Genomic DNA, 18,423 nt, shown 5'->3' on the forward strand with positions numbered 1-18,423 from the left:
GGAGAAATATGAAAACAGGTACAATAAAACAAATATTGCTTATAACAGACGGGTGTTCTAATCAGGGAAATGATCCAATTGCAATGGCTGCATTAGCGAACGAACAAGGAATTACTGTAAATGTAATCGGGGTAATGGAAAAGGATATTATTGATGATCGTGGTTTGAAAGAAATAGAGGAAATTGCCCTTTCAGGCGGAGGGGTGAGTCAGGTTGTATACGCTCAAGCTTTAGCGCAAACAGTTCAAATGGTAACAAAAAAAGCAATGACTCAAACATTGCAGGGCGTTGTCAACAAAGAGCTGCAGCAGATATTAGGAAAATCAAGCAGTGTGGAAGATTTACCACCGGAAAAACGGGGAGAAGTGATGGAGGTTGTCGATGAGCTCGGTGAAACAGTTGAGCTGGAGGTGCTTGTTTTAGTTGATACTAGTGCGAGTATGAAGCATAAGCTCCCTACAGTGAAAGAAGCTTTGATTGACTTGTCTTTGAGTTTGAATGCAAGATCAGGTGAAAACAGATATTCAGTATTTGTATTTCCCGGGAAAAAGAAAGATGTCGAAAAGCTGCTTGACTGGACTCCGCGGCTAGAATCATTAACAAGTATTTTTTCTAGGCTTACAACTGGGGGTATTACACCTACTGGTCCGGCTTTAAAAGAAGCAATCCAATACTTTAAGCAAAAACGTTCATTAAGGAGTCTGATTAGACGTGACGATGATGAATTCTATGAAGAGTCCATTTAAGATTAATCGCGGAACAATAATCAAAGGGAAATGGCATCGGAAGGATTATACCATAATTAAAGAGCTTGGCTTTGGGGCAAATGGGACTGTGTTTCTCGCAGACTCTGCCCTTGGAAAGGTTGCTTTAAAGCTAAGTGATAATGGCATGTCGATTATTTCAGAGGTAAATGTATTAAAATCCTTTGCTAAGGTCCAAGGTTACAGCCTTGGACCTTCTTTAATAGATGTTGATGATTGGGTCACGACGAGTGGAACAGTATCTTTTTATGTTATGGAGTATATAAATGGACCTGATTTATTAACTTATATTGAAAATAAGGATAGTTCTTGGGTCAATGTATTAATGATACAGCTATTAAAGGATCTTCAAGTTCTACATGATAACAATTGGGTGTTCGGAGATTTAAAGCCGGAAAACTTAATTATAAATGGGCCTCCTACTAGAATAAGATGTATTGATGTAGGTGGTACTACTATTATAGGCAGAGCAATAAAAGAGTTCACAGAATTTTATGACCGCGGCTACTGGGGACTCGGATCAAGAAAGGCAGAGCCTTCTTATGATCTGTTTGCTGTCGCTATGATTATGATAAATATTTTTTATCCGAAGAGATTTAATAAGCTAGAAGGAGGACTTAAGCAGCTCCAAATGATGATTCAAAAGAAGCGGGAATTATTACCTTATGAACAGGTGCTAACAAAAGCGCTAACTGGTAGATACGGCAGTGCTAATGAGATGAGAGGCGAGCTGATTAAACTTTCTAGCGGCCAAGAAGCTAGGACAAATACAAGGACAAGCAACTCTGGCAAAACAAAGGCTCCATCTATAAAAAACAGAGGGGCTAGTCCAAAAAGAGCACAGGCACAGCAAAAAAAGATGGCCAAAAAGAAAAAAAGGACAGGTTATCTAGAATCTATTCTATTAATAGTAGTCATATCATTGCTTTATATTGTATATATTTATGGTCAATTGACTTAATATACGATAGGAAACATAAGGGAAAGCATTTGATGTAGCTTTCGCAAAAATGTTATTCTTACATAAGCAGACTGCATGCTTACATAAAAAGGTCATAACAGATTACTATGCAGAATAGTGATAAATTAAGGAAGTATTTTAATGTTGGAAGAAAAGGTAGTAGAGTATCTGAAAAAGAAGGAATTGTCGCTTAGCGGTGCGAGAGTGCTTGTTGGAGTGTCTGGTGGACCAGATTCCTTGGCACTGCTTCACTTCCTTTGGAGCAAAGAGTCAGCCTGGAATATAAAGGTGATAGCGGCACATGTTGATCATATGTTCAGAGGGGAGGAATCATTAGAAGATGCAAAATTTGTAGAAGAATTTTGCAAGGGAAAATCCATTCCATTCATTTGGAAGCAAATCGATATGCCGGCTATTATAAAGCAAACCGGAAAAAATGGCCAGCTGGCTTCACGAGAATGCCGATATGCATTTTACAAAGAAATTATGGAAGAGAGTGGTATATCCCTTCTTGCCCTCGGTCATCATGCAGATGATCAGATTGAGACGATTTTAATGCGCTTGACGAGAGGAAGTAGTGCTAAGTCGAGAGCTGGAATTCCCTTCAGCCGCCCTTTTGGGCCGGGAAGATTATTTAGGCCATTTTTATGTTTAGAAAAGCAGGAAATAGAGGAATACTGTAATAGGCATATGCTTTTCCCTAGAAGAGATCCGAGCAATGATAAAGAAGTATACAGCAGGAACAGATTTCGAAAGCATGTTCTGCCATTCTTAAAGCAGGAAAATCCGAATGCCGCAGCCCATTTTCAGCGTTTTAGCGAGGAAGCGGAGGAGGACGAGGCCTTTTTATTGGCAGCAACGAAATCAGTTTGGAGTAAAGTGGTAAAGAGCCAGAGAGAAAATGAGATAACAGTTGATATTAACGCATTCCTCTCAATAGCTATTTCTTTACAAAGAAGATGTATTCATCTAATATTAAATTATCTCTATAAAGAGAAGATATCTTCCTTATCCGCATTACATACTAACCAAATTATTGCATTGTTTCAGAATCCTCATTCTTCCGGAAACATTGATCTCCCAGAAGGTTTGAAGGTAATTAAATCCTACCATTTGGCACACTTTCAATTAAATATTTCACCAAATGAACCCTTTTATCATGAATTTTTGAAATCGGGAGAGATATTATTACCAAATGGGCATTATATTAGGGTAGAATATACTAGCAGCATTCAAACTCCGATTGCAGATGCTATCCTTGTTGATCCTGAATCAATTACCTTTCCGCTTGTTATAAGGACAAGGAAAAACGGGGATAAGATACAAGTTAGAGGAATGAATGGGATGAAGAAAGTGAAGAAACTGTTCATCGATGCAAAGATTCCTCTGCAAGAGAGAGACGGATGGCCAATCATTACAGATGGGAACGATAACATATTATGGGTTCCTGGGCTAAAAAAATCTGTTTTTTCTTTAAAGCAGGCGAATAGTGGTTATAATCTATTAATAACATATAAAAAGCAATGATCTTCTAGGGGGCACACAAGCAATGAAACATGATATCGAAAAAATATTGATTTCTGAAGATGAACTACAAGGTAAGATTAAGGACCTTGGTTTTCAATTAACAGAGGATTATAAGGATAAATTTCCTTTAGCTGTGGGAGTGCTTAAAGGAGCTATGCCATTTATGGCTGACCTTTTGAAACGCATGGATACATATCTGGAAATGGACTTTATGGATGTTTCTAGCTATGGAAACTCAACAGTATCTTCTGGTGAAGTGAAAATCTTAAAGGATTTGGATACTTCTGTAGAAGGAAGAGATATCCTTATTATTGAAGACATAATTGACAGCGGCTTAACATTAAGCTACCTTGTTGAGCTATTCCGTTACCGCAAAGCAAAATCCATCAAGATTGTGACGCTGCTTGATAAGCCTTCTGGAAGGAAAGTAGATTTACAAGCTGATTACATTGGATTTATCGTTCCAGATGAATTTGTTGTAGGTTATGGACTTGATTATGCTGAAAGATACCGTAATTTGCCTTACATTGGTGTTTTAAAACCAGAAGTTTATACTAACAATAACGAGTAATTGGAGTGACAGGGAAGTTTTGTGTTCAAGAGGGTAATTTCTTGAATTTACACAATTTTCTATGTTACTATACAATATAGTTTGTTTACCGTGGGAGGAGGTAAGGGATGAACCGTATTTTCCGTAATACCATCTTTTATTTATTAATATTTTTAGTAATTATTGGTGTGGTAAGTTTCTTTAATGGTAATAACGAGCCAACCAAGCAATTATCGTATACCGATCTGATTAAGCACCTTGAAGAAGGTGATGTCAGTTCCATTACACAGCAGCCTGAACGAGGCGTTTTAGAATTACGCGGGCAGTTAGATTCTTACAGTGAAGATGAATACTTCGTTTCTTACGTAACGAATAATGAAACTGTTCAAAACCGCATTGATAAAGCGGCTACAGAAGGATCAAAAATTGATGTCCTTCCTGCTCAAGAAACGAGCAGCTGGGTGACATTCTTTACTTCTATTATTCCTTTTGTCATTATATTCATCTTGTTCTTCTTCTTGCTCAACCAAGCGCAAGGCGGCGGCAGTCGAGTAATGAACTTTGGAAAGAGCAAAGCGAAGCTTTATAATGAAGAGAAGAAGAAAGTCCGTTTTAAAGATGTAGCAGGAGCGGATGAAGAGAAGCAAGAGTTAGTAGAAGTTGTAGAATTCCTGAAAGACCCAAGAAAATTTGCTGAGCTAGGAGCAAGAATTCCGAAGGGTGTCCTTCTTAATGGACCTCCTGGAACAGGTAAAACATTATTAGCAAGAGCTGTCGCAGGTGAAGCAGGAGTTCCATTCTTCTCCATCAGCGGATCTGACTTTGTGGAAATGTTTGTTGGGGTCGGTGCATCTCGTGTACGTGACCTATTTGAAACAGCGAAAAAGAATGCACCATGTATTATCTTTATAGATGAGATTGACGCAGTAGGTCGTCAGCGTGGGGCAGGGCTCGGCGGAGGCCATGATGAGCGTGAACAAACTCTGAACCAATTGTTGGTTGAGATGGATGGTTTTGGAGCAAACGAAGGGATCATCATTATCGCTGCGACTAACCGACCGGACATTCTTGACCCAGCGTTATTGCGTCCAGGACGTTTTGACCGTCAAATCACTGTTGACCGACCTGATGTTACTGGCCGTGAAGCAGTATTGCGTGTACATGCCCGCAACAAGCCATTAGATCCATCAGTAGATTTAAAAAGCATTGCGATGCGTACACCTGGTTTCTCAGGCGCAGATTTAGAAAACTTGCTTAACGAAGCAGCACTTGTCGCTGCAAGAGCAGATAAGAAAAAGATTGATATGGAAGATATGGATGAGGCAACAGACCGTGTAATTGCTGGTCCGTCCAAAAAGAGCCGTGTCATTTCTAAAAAAGAAAGAAATATTGTGGCATACCACGAAGCTGGTCATACAATCATAGGTGTTGTCCTTGATGAGGCAGATATGGTGCATAAAGTTACCATCGTACCAAGGGGTCAAGCTGGAGGCTATGCAGTTATGCTTCCAAAAGAAGACCGCTTCTTACTGACAAGGCAAGAGTTGTTAGACAAAATTACTGGATTGCTTGGCGGCCGTGTGGCAGAGGATATTGTCTTCGGTGAAGTCAGCACTGGTGCACATAATGATTTCCAAAGAGCAACAAACATTGCTCGCAAAATGGTTACTGAATATGGAATGAGCGAAAAGCTTGGACCGCTTCAATTCGGTCAAGCGCAAGGAGGTCAAGTCTTCCTTGGCAGAGATTTGAATAATGAACAAAACTATTCAGATGCTATCGCATATGATATTGACCAAGAAATTCAACGCATCATTAAAGAGAGCTATGAAAGAGCGAAAACAATCTTAACTGAAAACAGGGAGAAGCTAAACTTGATTGCCGAAACATTGTTAGAAATCGAAACATTGGATGCGGAACAAATCACTAGCCTGTATAAAGATGGAGTTCTTCCAGACCGTTCTAAAAAAGCTGAATCATTCACAAATGATGATGTGAAAGTCAACATCAATATGAAAAAAGAAGATGAAGAGACTAAAGAAGATTAAAACCTTCACTATAAGGGAATGCACACTTGTGCATTCCCTTTTTTCTTCCGTAAAGTTCATTGGATTTCACTTACATATGCTCGTATGTTATGATATTTTAGTGCTAATAATCCATACATCTATTAAGGGCAACAGCTGCTTAAATAGATGGTGTTTGAAGAATAATAAAAAAGTGGTGACTGACTTTGATTTTTGTTTTTGATATTGGGAATACAAATATAGTGCTAGGTGTATACGAAGGCGATAAGCTGACACAACACTGGAGAATAGAAACGAACCGCTTTAAAACGGAAGATGAATATGGCATGATAATCAAGTCTCTGTTTGACCATGTGGGCTTAAAGTTTTCGGATATTGACGGAATTATTATTTCCTCTGTAGTACCGCCGATTATGTTCTCTCTAGAAAGAATGTGTCATAAATACTTTAATATTAAACCGTTAGTAGTTGGTCCTGGAACGAAAACAGGGCTGAACATTAAATATGATAATCCAAAAGAGGTAGGTGCAGACAGGATTGTTAATGCAGTTGCTGCGATACATGAATACGGGAGCCCATTAATAATTGTAGACTTTGGAACTGCAACAACATTCTGCTATGTTAATGAGCATAAACAATATATGGGTGGAGCTATTGCACCTGGTATTAATATTGCGACAGAAGCTCTATATTCTAAAGCTGCTAAGCTGCCGAGAATAGAAATTGCCCGCCCGGATGGAGTGGTAGGCAAAAACACAGTATCTGCTATGCAGTCTGGAATATTATATGGATATGTTGGACAAGTTGAGGGTATTGTAAAGAGAATGAAAGAGCAGAGCTCAGAAAATCCAAAGGTAATTGCAACAGGCGGACTAGCTAATCTCATCAGTCAAGAATCAAATGCAATTGACGTAGTAGATCCATTTTTAACATTAAAAGGTTTACAGCTTATATATAAGAAAAATAAGGAAAAGTAAGTAATAAGAATATAGGAAAAGAGGTATTTTATGAGTGATTATTTAGTAAAGGCTTTAGCCTTTAACGATCAAGTACGTGCATATGCTGTTAGAAGCACAGAGACAGTTGCTGAGGCTCAACGCAGGCACTACACTTGGCCTACTGCATCTGCGGCATTAGGAAGAACTTTATCTGCTACAGCAATGTTGGGAGCAATGCTTAAAGGTGATCAAAAGCTAACGGTGAAAGTAGATGGAGATGGACCTATAGGGCTAATCCTTGTTGATGGAAATGCGAAAGGTGAAGTAAGGGGCTATGTAACGAATCCACAAACTCATTTTGATTTAAACGAACATGGAAAGCTGGATGTTAGAAGAGCGGTAGGAACAGAGGGAACACTGTCTGTTGTTAAAGATATCGGAATGCGTGACTACTTCACAGGGCAAGTGCCGATTGTATCTGGGGAGCTTGGAGAAGATTTTACTTACTACTTGGTGACATCAGAGCAAGTACCTTCATCTGTCGGTGTCGGAGTACTTGTTAATCCAGATAACTCAATCTTAGCGGCTGGCGGATTCATCATTCAGCTTATGCCAGGAACAGATGATGAAACCATCACAAAAATTGAGAAGAGATTACAAGAAATACCGCCGATCTCTAAGCTGATTGAAAAAGGTCTTACTCCGGAAGAAATTCTGGAAGAAATCTTTGGAAAAGATAATATGAAAATTATTGAGAAGATGCCCGTATCGTTCACATGTACATGCTCAAAGGAGCGATTTTCAACGGCAATTATCAGTTTAGGCAAGGCAGAAATAGAAGATATGATCGCAACAGATGAAAAGGCTGAAGCACACTGCCACTTCTGTAATGAAAAATACCTTTTCTCCAAAACTGAATTAGAGGAGCTTCTTGAAGAAGCGCTATAAAAAATAAGCCTGGTGCATGTTTGCACCAGGCTTATTTTTTTATTCTGGTAAGTGGATTTTCAATCAAGGATTATGTTTGGATTTTTTCGAAAATAAGAACAAATCAATTGACAAAATGGGCATTCATTGATAAATTAATAATTAATAGAATACCAATTAAGATACTCGGATTAAGAGATAAGGGAGAGATTAAGAATGACTCGTATAGCTAATTCAGTTGTAGATTTAATAGGTCAAACTCCTATTGTAAAATTAAACCGTTTAACAGATGAAGCAAGTGCAGATGTATATCTTAAATTAGAATATATGAATCCAGGTAGCAGTGTTAAAGACCGTATTGCTCTAGCGATGATTGAAGCTGCTGAGCAGAGCGGTGATTTGAAGCCTGGCAGCACACTTATTGAGCCTACTAGCGGAAACACAGGGATTGGCTTAGCAATGGTTGCAGCTGCAAAAGGATATAAAGCAATTCTTGTTATGCCTGAAACAATGAGCTTGGAGCGCCGTAACTTGCTAAGAGCATACGGTGCAGAACTAGTATTAACACCAGGACCTGAGGGCATGGGTGGCGCAATTCGCAAAGCGGAAGAATTGTCTAAAGAAAATGGATATTTCCTACCACAGCAGTTTAAAAATGTTTCTAATCCTGAAGTTCATAGAAGCACTACTGGTCCAGAAATCGTGGCAGCTTTTGGTGATGAAGGCTTAGATGCGTTTATCGCAGGAATTGGCACTGGCGGAACAATTACAGGAGCCGGAGAAGTATTAAAAGAAAAATATAATGATATTAAAATATATGCAGTAGAACCAACGGATTCTCCAGTATTATCTGGAGGAAAACCAGGTCCTCACAAAATTCAAGGAATTGGGGCAGGTTTTGTGCCAGAAATCCTGAATAGTGAAGTTTATGATGATATTATTCAAGTAACAACAGATCAAGCATTCGAATATGCTAGAAAAGCAGGTAAAGAAGAAGGTATTCTTGGTGGAATCTCTTCTGGTGCTGCTATCTATGCTGCCATTAAGGTTGCTAAAGAACTAGGAAAAGGCAAAAAAGTCTTGGCTGTAATTCCAAGTAACGGAGAGCGTTATTTGAGCACAGCTTTATACCAATTTGATGAAGAGTAATCATGCAAGAAAAAGACAGCCGGTGGGCTGTCTTTTTTTTGCTTAGCAATATAGACGGCCACCTGAAAAATGCCGGCAAATTTTTTTGTTTTTCCTCTGCTTCATCATGTATGATGATAAAAGAGAAATAGAAGGAGCGAGAGTGAATTGAAAAAATTTAAGGTTTTCAGCAAGAGTTTAAGTATTTCATATGCTCAATTTTATGAGCAGTTCATTCAGTTATCCCAAGAATCACAGTATTATGCCATCTTGGAAAGCGGCAGGGGTGGAAGATACAGCATTGCTGCAATGAACCCTATTGCCACGATGATCGGAAAAGACAATACATTAGAAGTAGTGGGCATAGAGGGAACAACTATACATAAAGGCAATCCGCTCCATACAGTTAAACAGATAATGAAGGAGTATGAAGTAGAAGCTAACCATGAATCTCCAGAGTTTCAAGGGGGAGCGATTGGATTCATAAGCTATGATTATATCCGCTATATTGAAGAAATCCCGAATATTGCAGTTGATGATTTAGAAACACCAGATGTATTTTTTATGCTTTTTGATAATTGGTTTGTTTATGATCTGAAGGAAAACAAATTATGGCTGTCAGCCTTATACACAGAAGCAACTTCCTCCGAAGTGGAAGATAGAATAGATAAAGCAGTGGAAAAGCTACAGGAGAACAGGAAAGTTGAACACCAAATGCTTACTCCTGAAAAAACAATGGGACAAGAGGTTTCTATTAAGGATAATGAATTTCAACAGTCAGTCAGGAAAATACAAGAATATATTTCTCAAGGAGACGTTTTTCAAGTAAACTTGTCTGTTCGCCAAATGAAGTCACTAAACGTTTCAGCTTTGGAAGTGTATAATCAGCTGCGCATCCTCAACCCATCACCGTATATGGGGTATTTTCACACACCTGATTTTCAGCTTGTTTCCGGTTCGCCTGAGCTGTTAGTGAAGAAAAAAGGTGATGAGGTTAGTACTCGCCCGATTGCAGGCACAAGATCGAGAGGTAAAGATAATGATGAGGATCAGAAGCTTGCTGATGAACTCATTAACAGTGAAAAGGAACGGGCAGAGCATGTGATGCTCGTTGATCTCGAACGGAATGACCTAGGAAGGGTTTGTGAGTACGGTTCAGTTGAAGTTGATGAGTTCATGGCAATAGAAAAGTACTCTCATGTGATGCATATTGTTTCTAATGTCCGTGGGAAATTAGCTGCTAAGTATGATGAATACGACCTGATTGACAGTATGTTCCCGGGAGGAACGATAACAGGAGCCCCGAAAATACGAACAATGGAAATTATTGAAGAACTCGAGCCTGTAAGAAGAGGACCTTATACCGGGTCAATGGGCTGGATTGGTTTTAATAAAGATATTGAATTAAATATTATGATTAGAACGATGCTTGTGAAAGATAAGAAATCGTATGTACAAGCTGGGGCTGGGATTGTCATAGATTCTGTCCCAAGTAATGAGTATAAGGAATCAATGAAAAAAGCCAGAGCTCTATGGAATGCGAAAGAACTGGCAGAAGAGAAATAGGTGAAGAAATGATATATATGATCGATAATTATGATTCATTTACGTATAATCTTGTGCAGTATTTAGGTTCATTAGGCAGTGATCTGACTGTCAGCCGCAATGATAAAACTTCTTTAGAAGAAATCAGAAGAGTAAATCCTGAATACTTAATGATATCTCCAGGACCTTGTACGCCAAATGAGGCGGGGATAAGTCTTGAGGCGATAAGTGCATTTGCTGGAGAGTTGCCTATCTTTGGTGTGTGTTTAGGACATCAAGCAATTGCTCAAGCATTCGGTGGAAAGGTAATCCGAGCTGGAAATTTAATGCACGGCAAAACTTCTCCAATCTACCATGATAATAAGACTATATTTGAAGGCTTGCCGAACCCCTTCCCAGCAACAAGATATCATTCTCTTCTTGTCGAAAAAACTTCCTTGCCTGACTGTCTGGAAGTTTCTGCATGGACTAAGGAGGGGGAAATAATGGCGCTGCGCCATAAGGAGCTTCCTATCGAGGCAGTGCAATTTCATCCAGAATCAATCATGACAACAGCTGGTATGGATATTCTAGCCAACTTTGTTGAGTTATATAAAAAAGGGGCTGCTTCCTGATAGTGTATATTTATATAAATGGAGAAATCATCCCTCGCGAAAAGGCACAGATTTCTGTTTTCGATCATGGGTTTATGTACGGTGCTGGTCTGTTTGAAACTTTCCGCACATACAGAGGACATCCGTTCCTATTGGACAGTCATCTGGGCCGGCTTAATAAAGGGTTAAGGCAGCTGAATATAGACCGTTCCTTTTGCAGAGAAGAAACAAATCAAATCATTCAGCGATTATTGAATGAAAATAAGCTGGAAAATGCATATATTCGCTTTAATGTTTCGGCCGGAATCGGTGGTATAGGACTTCAAACATCCTCTTATACCGAACCAAACGTTATAATGTATATGAAATCATTGCAAACCGGTGAATCACTTGGAGAGAAAAAAGCGGAATGGCTGAGGATACGGCGGAATACTCCTGAGGGTGATGAAAGACTGAAGTCCCATCATTATTTGAATAACCTTTTAGCTAAGAGAGAGATAGGTGAGGATGTTCAGATGGAGGGACTTTTTTTGACAAAAGAAGGTTACGTGGCTGAAGGGATAACATCTAATTTATTTTGGATAAGAAATGGGATTTTATATACTCCAAGTGTGGAAACAGGTATATTGAACGGAATTACTAGACGGTTTATCCTAGCGTTGGCAGCTCAATCAGGGTTAGAGGTGCGGGAAGGACTATATAAGCAGGAAAATTTATTGGAGGCAGATGAGGTATTTATCACAAATTCCATTCAGGAAATTGTCGCAATCAAAAGTATTGGGTCAGAATCGTACAAAGGAGTCAGTGGTCCCATTGTGCAGATGCTCTATACAAGATATAAAGATAATTGTTCATACTTATGGTCAATTGATGAGTTAGGAGGACATAGATAAGGATGCAGAATATAAAATTCGGGAAGTACAAACTGCCGTTTCAAGAAAGAACAATTGTGATGGGCATATTAAATGTTAATCCAGATTCCTTCTCAGATGGGGGCAAGTATAACGAGCGAGACAAAGCACTATTGCATGCTCAGGAAATGGTTGAAAACGGCGCGGATATTTTAGATATTGGCGGAGAATCAACAAGACCAGGGTATACAGAAATCTCTGCAGAAGAGGAAATAGAAAGGGTTGCTCCTATCATTGAGTTGATCTCGAATGAAGTAGACGTTCCTATTTCCATTGACACTTATAAGGCAAAGGTTGCAAGAGCAGCTATGGCATCCGGGGCTCATATTATTAATGATATTTGGGGAGCAAAACGAGAACCAGAAATTGCAGCTGTAGCTGTAGAGTATGATGCACCGATTGTGCTTATGCATAATCGCAATGACAAGGACTATCAATCATTTGTAGAAGATGTTATTGCTGATATGAACGAAAGTATTGATATCTCCGTAAAAGCGGGTGTGAAAAAAGACAAAATCATTCTTGATCCAGGTATTGGTTTTGCGAAGGATTTAACGTATAACCTTGAAATGATGCGTAATTTGGACAAGCTCGTAGCACTAGGTTACCCTGTGCTGCTTGGCACCTCTAAAAAGTCCATGATTGGAAAGATCTTAGACTTGCCAGTAGCGGAAAGACTAGAAGGCACTGGTGCAACTGTATGTTTTGGAATTCAGAAAGGCTGCCAAATTATCCGGGTGCATGATGTCAAGGAGATGACAAGAATGGCTCGTATGATGGATGCTTTAATGGGAAAGGGGCAGTACGGTGGATAAGATAGCATTAAACAAAATGGAGTTCTATGGGTATCATGGAGTTTTCAAAGAAGAAACAAAACTGGGGCAAAGATTTATTATTGACCTAGAAGTTGAGACAGATCTACAACAAGCAGGAACTACTGATAATCTGGAGTATTCCATTAATTATGGACAGCTTTATTTCGATGTGAAGGAAGTTGTAGAAGGTGACCCTGTTAAACTGATTGAGTCTGTTGCAGAGGCAATAGCACAAAAGTTGCTGGGAAGCTACGAGCGCATTTTTAGTGTGATGGTACGCGTGATTAAGCCGGACCCGCCAATTCCGGGTCATTATCAATCTGTTTCTGTTGAGATAACGAGGAAGCGCGGATGAATAACGCGGCGTTCTTATCATTAGGATCAAATATAGGCAATCGATTGCAGAATTTGGAGGAAGCCGTCCGAAAGCTGAACCAATACGAGGATATAAAAGTGGTAAGTGTTTCCTCCATTTATGAAACAGATCCTGTAGGTTATAGGGATCAGGAAATGTTCCTAAATATAGCTGTTGAAGTATGCACTTCATTATCGCCGTTTGCATTATTAGAAGTTTGCCAAAGTATTGAGCAAGAACTTGGAAGGAAAAGGATAATTAAATGGGGCCCAAGGACAATAGACCTTGACATTTTATTGTATAATCACGAAAATATAGAATCAGAGAAGCTAATTGTTCCACATCCAAGAATAGAGGAAAGGGCTTTTGTTCTAATTCCATTAATAGAGATAGCTCCTTTCGTGAAGATACCGAATAAATCCACACGTTTACAAGAAAGTCTAGAGCTTTTGCAGGATAAAGAAGGAGTAAGAGTATGGAGACATCAGAAAAATGGGGAAGACGTATTCGAGCTTTTCGAAAACTAAAAGGATATACACAAGAGAATCTTGCTAAAGAACTGCTTGTGTCTGTATCTATATTAGGAGAAATAGAAAGAGGTAACCGAGTTCCCTCTGATGAGATAATTGATTCAATCGTTAAAGTGTTAAAGATAAGCAGAGAAGAGCTAGATCCGAATATTAATAGCTGAAAACAAAGGGAGGTAAAAATTTGTTTAAGATAGGCAATGTTGAGATGAATAACCGTGTTGTTTTAGCGCCAATGGCAGGAATATCTAACTCGGCATTTCGCTTAACAGTAAAGGAATTCGGCGCAGGTTTAGTTTGTGCAGAAATGATCAGCGATAAAGGGATTGTCTCAAAAAATCAAAAAACAATGAACATGTTATATATAGATGAAAGAGAAAATCCTCTAAGCTTGCAGATTTTCGGCGGAGAAAAGGAAACGTTGGTTGAGGCTGCTCGATTTGTTGATAAGAATACTAATGCTGATATTATTGATATCAACATGGGTTGCCCTGTTCCTAAAATTACGAAATGCGATGCAGGAGCTAAATGGCTGCTTGATCCCAACAAAATATATGATATGGTATCAGCTGTAGTTGAAGCGGTAGATAAGCCAGTTACAGTAAAGATGCGCATGGGTTGGGATGAAGAGCATATATATGCTGTGCGCAATGCCCAGGCAGTGGAGCGTGCTGGTGGTTCAGCAGTAGCACTGCATGGACGGACACGTGTGCAATTGTATGAGGGCCAAGCGAATTGGGATATTATCCGTGAGGTTAAGCAATCCATCAACATCCCGCTGATTGGGAATGGAGATGTTAATACGCCCCAAGATGCAAAAAGAATGCTTGATGAAACTGGTTGTGATGCAGTAATGATCGGCAGAGCTGCTTTAGGAAACCCATGGATGATCTATCGTACTGTAAACTATCTTGAAACAGGGAAGCTTGCAGGTGAACCATCTGTACGTGAAAAGATAGATGTTTGTATCCTTCATTTAGATCGTTTAATAAATTTAAAAGATGAATATATCGCCGTTAGAGAAATGAGAAAGCATGCAGCCTGGTACTTAAAGGGTATTCGAGGAAATGCGAAAGCACGCAATGGAGTGAATGAATGTGAAACTCGCGAGCAGCTCGTTTCGTTATTAAATGGTTTAGTATTGGAAGAAGAAGCGAAAGAAAGGGAAATTCAAGTAGGATAATACCTTATTTCTTATTTCATACACGACCAAAAGGCTGCCGGTGAAAAAAACTGGCGGTTTTTTTTCTTTTTTAGTGTCTGTAGTTGTAACATTGTGTAGAATAATAAAGTATGTAATTAAAGTCACGACTACCTTAAAAGGTGTCATACATAAATAAAGATGGTGGAGTTGATTTAAGCATGAGTCATGAAGAATTGAATTTAAATGACCAATTACAAGTTAGACGAAACAAAATGACTGATCTTCGTGATCAAGGTATAGATCCTTTCGGCAAAAGATTTGAACGTACCCATTTATCGGAGGAGTTAAAAAGCCAATTTGATTCTCTTTCTAAGGAAGAACTTGAAGAGAAGGGGATTATTGTTTCTCTTGCAGGGCGAGTAATGACTAAAAGAGGAAAAGGTAAAGCAGGTTTTGCTCATATTCAAGATCTTGCAGGACAAATCCAGCTTTATGTTAGAAAAGATGCTGTTGGAGAGGACCAATACGCAATTTTTAACACAGTAGATCTAGGGGATATTGTCGGAGTGGAAGGAACTCTATTTAAAACGAATGTTGGAGAGCTGTCTATAAAGGTTAAGGATTTCACTTTGCTTACAAAAGCATTGCGCCCGCTTCCTGATAAGTTCCATGGATTAAAAGATATTGAACAGCGCTACCGTCAGCGTTATCTTGATTTAATTTCTAGTGAAGAAAGCAAGCATACATTTATTCTTCGCAGTAAAATTATTCAGGCTATGCGCAGATACTTAGACGACCATGGTTATTTAGAAGTAGAAACACCGATGATGCATTCGATTGCAGGTGGTGCATCTGCACGTCCATTTATTACACATCATAATGCTTTAGATATGCCGTTATACATGCGTATTGCGATTGAACTACATCTGAAAAGATTAATTGTCGGCGGTATGGAGAAGGTTTATGAAATAGGCCGTGTATTTAGGAACGAAGGGGTTTCTACTAGACATAATCCTGAATTTACAATGATTGAACTTTATGAAGCGTATGCTGATTACCGTGATATCATGAGTCTGACAGAAAATTTAGTTGCACATATTGCTCAAGAAATTCATGGTACGACAACAATACCATACGGAGAATATGAAGTAGATCTTAAACCAGAATGGACAAGACTTCATATGGTTGATGCAATTAAACAATATACAGGTGTTGATTTCTGGCCTGAGATGTCAGTAGAGGAAGCAAGAAAACTAGCTAAAGAAAACAATATTGAAATCAATGAGCACATGACTTATGGACATATAGTTAATGAGTTCTTTGAGCAAAGAGTAGAAGAGAAGCTGATTCAACCAACATTTATTTTCGGGCACCCGCTTGAAATCTCACCATTAGCGAAGAAAAATGATGAGGATCCGCGATTCACTGATCGTTTCGAATTGTTTATCGTAGGTAGAGAGCATGCGAATGCATTTACAGAGTTAAATGATCCGATTGATCAAAGAGAAAGATTTGAAGCACAGCTGAAAGAAAGAGAGCAAGGAAATGATGAAGCTCATCTAATGGATGACGACTTTGTAGAGGCGCTTGAATATGGTATGCCTCCAACAGGTGGACTAGGTATCGGTATCGACAGACTAGTTATGCTATTGACAAATGCACCATCTATCAGAGATGTACTATTATTCCCATTAATGAGACACCGCTCATAATTAAAAAAGACCTGGAATGCAGAGACATTCCAGGTCTTTTAATATAATAAAAACTTTTAGGTTGTCTGCTGGTTTTGTTCATGTACTTATGGGTAAAATGCAGATATAGTTATTAGAATATTTTTTCTTTAAAAAAAGAGTTGCATAGGGTCGAATAGGGTGGTATATTTATATTCGTTGCTGAAACAAGCCAGTAACACAAATGAAAAATAATTTTAAAAACTGTTGACTTGAAAGTAGGCTTCTGGTAATATTAAAAAAGTCGTCTGATAGCGACAGAAATTGCTCTTTGAAAACTGAACAAACAAAACGTCAACAATAATCGTTTTTATAACTTGCGTTATAAAGATGAAAACAAAGTAACAAAAAGCTAGAGTTTAGCAAATGAGCTAATCTTACTCTTTATCGGAGAGTTTGATCCTGGCTCAGGACGAACGCTGGCGGCGTGCCTAATACATGCAAGTCGAGCGGACTTAAAAAGCTTGCTTTTTAAGTTAGCGGCGGACGGGTGAGTAACACGTGGGCAACCTGCCTGTAAGACTGGGATAACTTCGGGAAACCGGAGCTAATACCGGATAATCCTTTTCTACTCATGTAGAAAAGCTGAAAGACGGTTTACGCTGTCACTTACAGATGGGCCCGCGGCGCATTAGCTAGTTGGTGAGGTAACGGCTCACCAAGGCGACGATGCGTAGCCGACCTGAGAGGGTGATCGGCCACACTGGGACTGAGACACGGCCCAGACTCCTACGGGAGGCAGCAGTAGGGAATCTTCCGCAATGGACGAAAGTCTGACGGAGCAACGCCGCGTGAGTGATGAAGGTTTTCGGATCGTAAAACTCTGTTGTTAGGGAAGAACAAGTACGAGAGTAACTGCTCGTACCTTGACGGTACCTAACCAGAAAGCCACGGCTAACTACGTGCCAGCAGCCGCGGTAATACGTAGGTGGCAAGCGTTGTCCGGAATTATTGGGCGTAAAGCGCGCGCAGGCGGTCCTTTAAGTCTGATGTGAAAGCCCACGGCTCAACCGTGGAGGGTCATTGGAAACTGGGGGACTTGAGTGCAGAAGAGAAGAGTGGAATTCCACGTGTAGCGGTGAAATGCGTAGAGATGTGGAGGAACACCAGTGGCGAAGGCGACTCTTTGGTCTGTAACTGACGCTGAGGCGCGAAAGCGTGGGGAGCAAACAGGATTAGATACCCTGGTAGTCCACGCCGTAAACGATGAGTGCTAAGTGTTAGAGGGTTTCCGCCCTTTAGTGCTGCAGCAAACGCATTAAGCACTCCGCCTGGGGAGTACGGCCGCAAGGCTGAAACTCAAAGGAATTGACGGGGGCCCGCACAAGCGGTGGAGCATGTGGTTTAATTCGAAGCAACGCGAAGAACCTTACCAGGTCTTGACATCTCCTGACAATCCTAGAGATAGGACGTTCCCCTTCGGGGGACAGGATGACAGGTGGTGCATGGTTGTCGTCAGCTCGTGTCGTGAGATGTTGGGTTAAGTCCCGCAACGAGCGCAACCCTTGATCTTAGTTGCCAGCATTTAGTTGGGCACTCTAAGGTGACTGCCGGTGACAAACCGGAGGAAGGTGGGGATGACGTCAAATCATCATGCCCCTTATGACCTGGGCTACACACGTGCTACAATGGATGGTACAAAGGGCAGCAAAACCGCGAGGTCGAGCCAATCCCATAAAACCATTCTCAGTTCGGATTGTAGGCTGCAACTCGCCTACATGAAGCTGGAATCGCTAGTAATCGCGGATCAGCATGCCGCGGTGAATACGTTCCCGGGCCTTGTACACACCGCCCGTCACACCACGAGAGTTTGTAACACCCGAAGTCGGTGGGGTAACCTTTTAGGAGCCAGCCGCCTAAGGTGGGATAGATGATTGGGGTGAAGTCGTAACAAGGTAGCCGTATCGGAAGGTGCGGCTGGATCACCTCCTTTCTAAGGAAAAATGGAATTCGTTCCATTCACAGATTGTTGATGATTTTG

Annotated in this window: 17 protein-coding genes and 1 rRNA gene; all 18 read left to right on the top strand. The window is 40.1% G+C overall.

Annotation, left to right across the window (positions count from 1 at the left end; all coding sequences use genetic code 11):
• Window positions 1–8: 8 nt before the first annotated feature.
• Window positions 9–746 carry a vWA domain-containing protein gene (locus MKX82_RS00390; RefSeq protein WP_237940522.1) on the top strand — a complete coding sequence of 246 codons (738 nt, stop codon included), beginning with the start codon at window positions 9–11 and terminating at the stop codon, window positions 744–746.
• Window positions 730–1,725: a protein kinase domain-containing protein gene (locus MKX82_RS00395; RefSeq protein ID WP_341074487.1), complete on the top strand. Its 996-nt coding sequence runs from the start codon at window positions 730–732 to the stop codon at window positions 1,723–1,725. The genes MKX82_RS00390 and MKX82_RS00395 overlap by 17 nt, the downstream gene beginning before the upstream one ends.
• A gap of 141 nt (window positions 1,726–1,866) precedes the next feature.
• Complete coding sequence (tilS, locus tag MKX82_RS00400) at window positions 1,867–3,252, top strand: tRNA lysidine(34) synthetase TilS (protein ID WP_237940524.1); 1,386 nt, start codon at window positions 1,867–1,869, stop codon at window positions 3,250–3,252.
• Window positions 3,253–3,274: 22 nt separating this feature from the next.
• Entirely contained in the window at window positions 3,275–3,823 is a 549-nt protein-coding gene (hpt, locus tag MKX82_RS00405; RefSeq protein WP_233318777.1) for a hypoxanthine phosphoribosyltransferase, read from the top strand.
• A 107-nt stretch (window positions 3,824–3,930) separates the two neighbouring features.
• A complete protein-coding gene (gene ftsH, locus MKX82_RS00410; protein WP_233318775.1) occupies window positions 3,931–5,850 on the top strand; it encodes an ATP-dependent zinc metalloprotease FtsH in 1,920 nt (639 codons plus the stop codon).
• Between the two features lie 185 nt (window positions 5,851–6,035).
• Window positions 6,036–6,806 (top strand): type III pantothenate kinase, encoded by a 771-nt coding sequence (locus MKX82_RS00415; RefSeq protein WP_233318773.1) that lies wholly within the window; start codon window positions 6,036–6,038, stop codon window positions 6,804–6,806.
• Window positions 6,807–6,836: 30 nt separating this feature from the next.
• The gene (hslO, locus tag MKX82_RS00420; RefSeq protein WP_233318771.1) at window positions 6,837–7,715 is read left to right on the top strand and encodes an Hsp33 family molecular chaperone HslO; all 879 of its coding nucleotides are present in this window, start codon (window positions 6,837–6,839) and stop codon (window positions 7,713–7,715) included.
• A gap of 195 nt (window positions 7,716–7,910) precedes the next feature.
• Window positions 7,911–8,843 (top strand): cysteine synthase A, encoded by a 933-nt coding sequence (gene cysK, locus MKX82_RS00425; RefSeq protein ID WP_233318769.1) that lies wholly within the window; start codon window positions 7,911–7,913, stop codon window positions 8,841–8,843.
• 147 nt (window positions 8,844–8,990) lie between these two features.
• Complete coding sequence (locus tag MKX82_RS00430; RefSeq protein WP_233318766.1) at window positions 8,991–10,388, top strand: anthranilate synthase component I family protein; 1,398 nt, start codon at window positions 8,991–8,993, stop codon at window positions 10,386–10,388.
• Between the two features lie 8 nt (window positions 10,389–10,396).
• The gene (gene pabA / locus MKX82_RS00435; protein ID WP_341074491.1) at window positions 10,397–10,981 is read left to right on the top strand and encodes an aminodeoxychorismate/anthranilate synthase component II; all 585 of its coding nucleotides are present in this window, start codon (window positions 10,397–10,399) and stop codon (window positions 10,979–10,981) included.
• A gap of 2 nt (window positions 10,982–10,983) precedes the next feature.
• Complete coding sequence (gene pabC, locus MKX82_RS00440; RefSeq protein ID WP_341074492.1) at window positions 10,984–11,853, top strand: aminodeoxychorismate lyase; 870 nt, start codon at window positions 10,984–10,986, stop codon at window positions 11,851–11,853.
• Window positions 11,854–11,855: 2 nt separating this feature from the next.
• A complete protein-coding gene (folP, locus tag MKX82_RS00445) occupies window positions 11,856–12,686 on the top strand; it encodes a dihydropteroate synthase (protein WP_341074494.1) in 831 nt (276 codons plus the stop codon).
• Window positions 12,679–13,041: a dihydroneopterin aldolase gene (gene folB, locus MKX82_RS00450; RefSeq protein ID WP_251648007.1), complete on the top strand. Its 363-nt coding sequence runs from the start codon at window positions 12,679–12,681 to the stop codon at window positions 13,039–13,041. The genes folP and folB overlap by 8 nt, the downstream gene beginning before the upstream one ends.
• Window positions 13,038–13,568, top strand: a complete 531-nt coding sequence (folK, locus tag MKX82_RS00455) for a 2-amino-4-hydroxy-6-hydroxymethyldihydropteridine diphosphokinase (RefSeq protein WP_251648006.1) — start codon at window positions 13,038–13,040, stop codon at window positions 13,566–13,568. Before folB ends, folK begins: the two co-directional genes overlap by 4 nt.
• Window positions 13,517–13,732 carry a helix-turn-helix domain-containing protein gene (locus MKX82_RS00460; RefSeq protein WP_233318752.1) on the top strand — a complete coding sequence of 72 codons (216 nt, stop codon included), beginning with the start codon at window positions 13,517–13,519 and terminating at the stop codon, window positions 13,730–13,732. The genes folK and MKX82_RS00460 overlap by 52 nt, the downstream gene beginning before the upstream one ends.
• Before the next feature lie 20 nt (window positions 13,733–13,752).
• Window positions 13,753–14,751 carry a tRNA dihydrouridine synthase DusB gene (gene dusB / locus MKX82_RS00465; RefSeq protein WP_233318750.1) on the top strand — a complete coding sequence of 333 codons (999 nt, stop codon included), beginning with the start codon at window positions 13,753–13,755 and terminating at the stop codon, window positions 14,749–14,751.
• 179 nt (window positions 14,752–14,930) lie between these two features.
• A complete protein-coding gene (lysS, locus tag MKX82_RS00470) occupies window positions 14,931–16,424 on the top strand; it encodes a lysine--tRNA ligase (protein WP_237940529.1) in 1,494 nt (497 codons plus the stop codon).
• Window positions 16,425–16,826: 402 nt separating this feature from the next.
• Window positions 16,827–18,375, top strand: a 16S ribosomal RNA gene (locus tag MKX82_RS00475).
• Window positions 18,376–18,423: the final 48 nt, after the last annotated feature.

This window comes from Niallia sp. FSL R7-0271 (assembly GCF_038005785.1).
In the GTDB taxonomy this organism is placed as follows: domain Bacteria; phylum Bacillota; class Bacilli; order Bacillales; family Cytobacillaceae; genus Niallia.

Bases quoted from the DNA above. Each gene is read 5' to 3' on its own strand.
- MKX82_RS00390 (WP_237940522.1), top strand. From the start codon at position 9: ATGAAAACAGGTACAATAAAACAAATATTGCTTATAACAGACGGGTGT.
- MKX82_RS00395 (WP_341074487.1), top strand. From the start codon at position 730: ATGAAGAGTCCATTTAAGATTAATCGCGGAACAATAATCAAAGGGAAA.
- tilS (WP_237940524.1), top strand. From the start codon at position 1,867: ATGTTGGAAGAAAAGGTAGTAGAGTATCTGAAAAAGAAGGAATTGTCG.
- hpt (WP_233318777.1), top strand. From the start codon at position 3,275: ATGAAACATGATATCGAAAAAATATTGATTTCTGAAGATGAACTACAA.
- ftsH (WP_233318775.1), top strand. From the start codon at position 3,931: ATGAACCGTATTTTCCGTAATACCATCTTTTATTTATTAATATTTTTA.
- hslO (WP_233318771.1), top strand. From the start codon at position 6,837: ATGAGTGATTATTTAGTAAAGGCTTTAGCCTTTAACGATCAAGTACGT.
- cysK (WP_233318769.1), top strand. From the start codon at position 7,911: ATGACTCGTATAGCTAATTCAGTTGTAGATTTAATAGGTCAAACTCCT.
- pabA (WP_341074491.1), top strand. From the start codon at position 10,397: ATGATATATATGATCGATAATTATGATTCATTTACGTATAATCTTGTG.
- folP (WP_341074494.1), top strand. From the start codon at position 11,856: ATGCAGAATATAAAATTCGGGAAGTACAAACTGCCGTTTCAAGAAAGA.
- folK (WP_251648006.1), top strand. From the start codon at position 13,038: ATGAATAACGCGGCGTTCTTATCATTAGGATCAAATATAGGCAATCGA.
- MKX82_RS00460 (WP_233318752.1), top strand. From the start codon at position 13,517: ATGGAGACATCAGAAAAATGGGGAAGACGTATTCGAGCTTTTCGAAAA.
- lysS (WP_237940529.1), top strand. From the start codon at position 14,931: ATGAGTCATGAAGAATTGAATTTAAATGACCAATTACAAGTTAGACGA.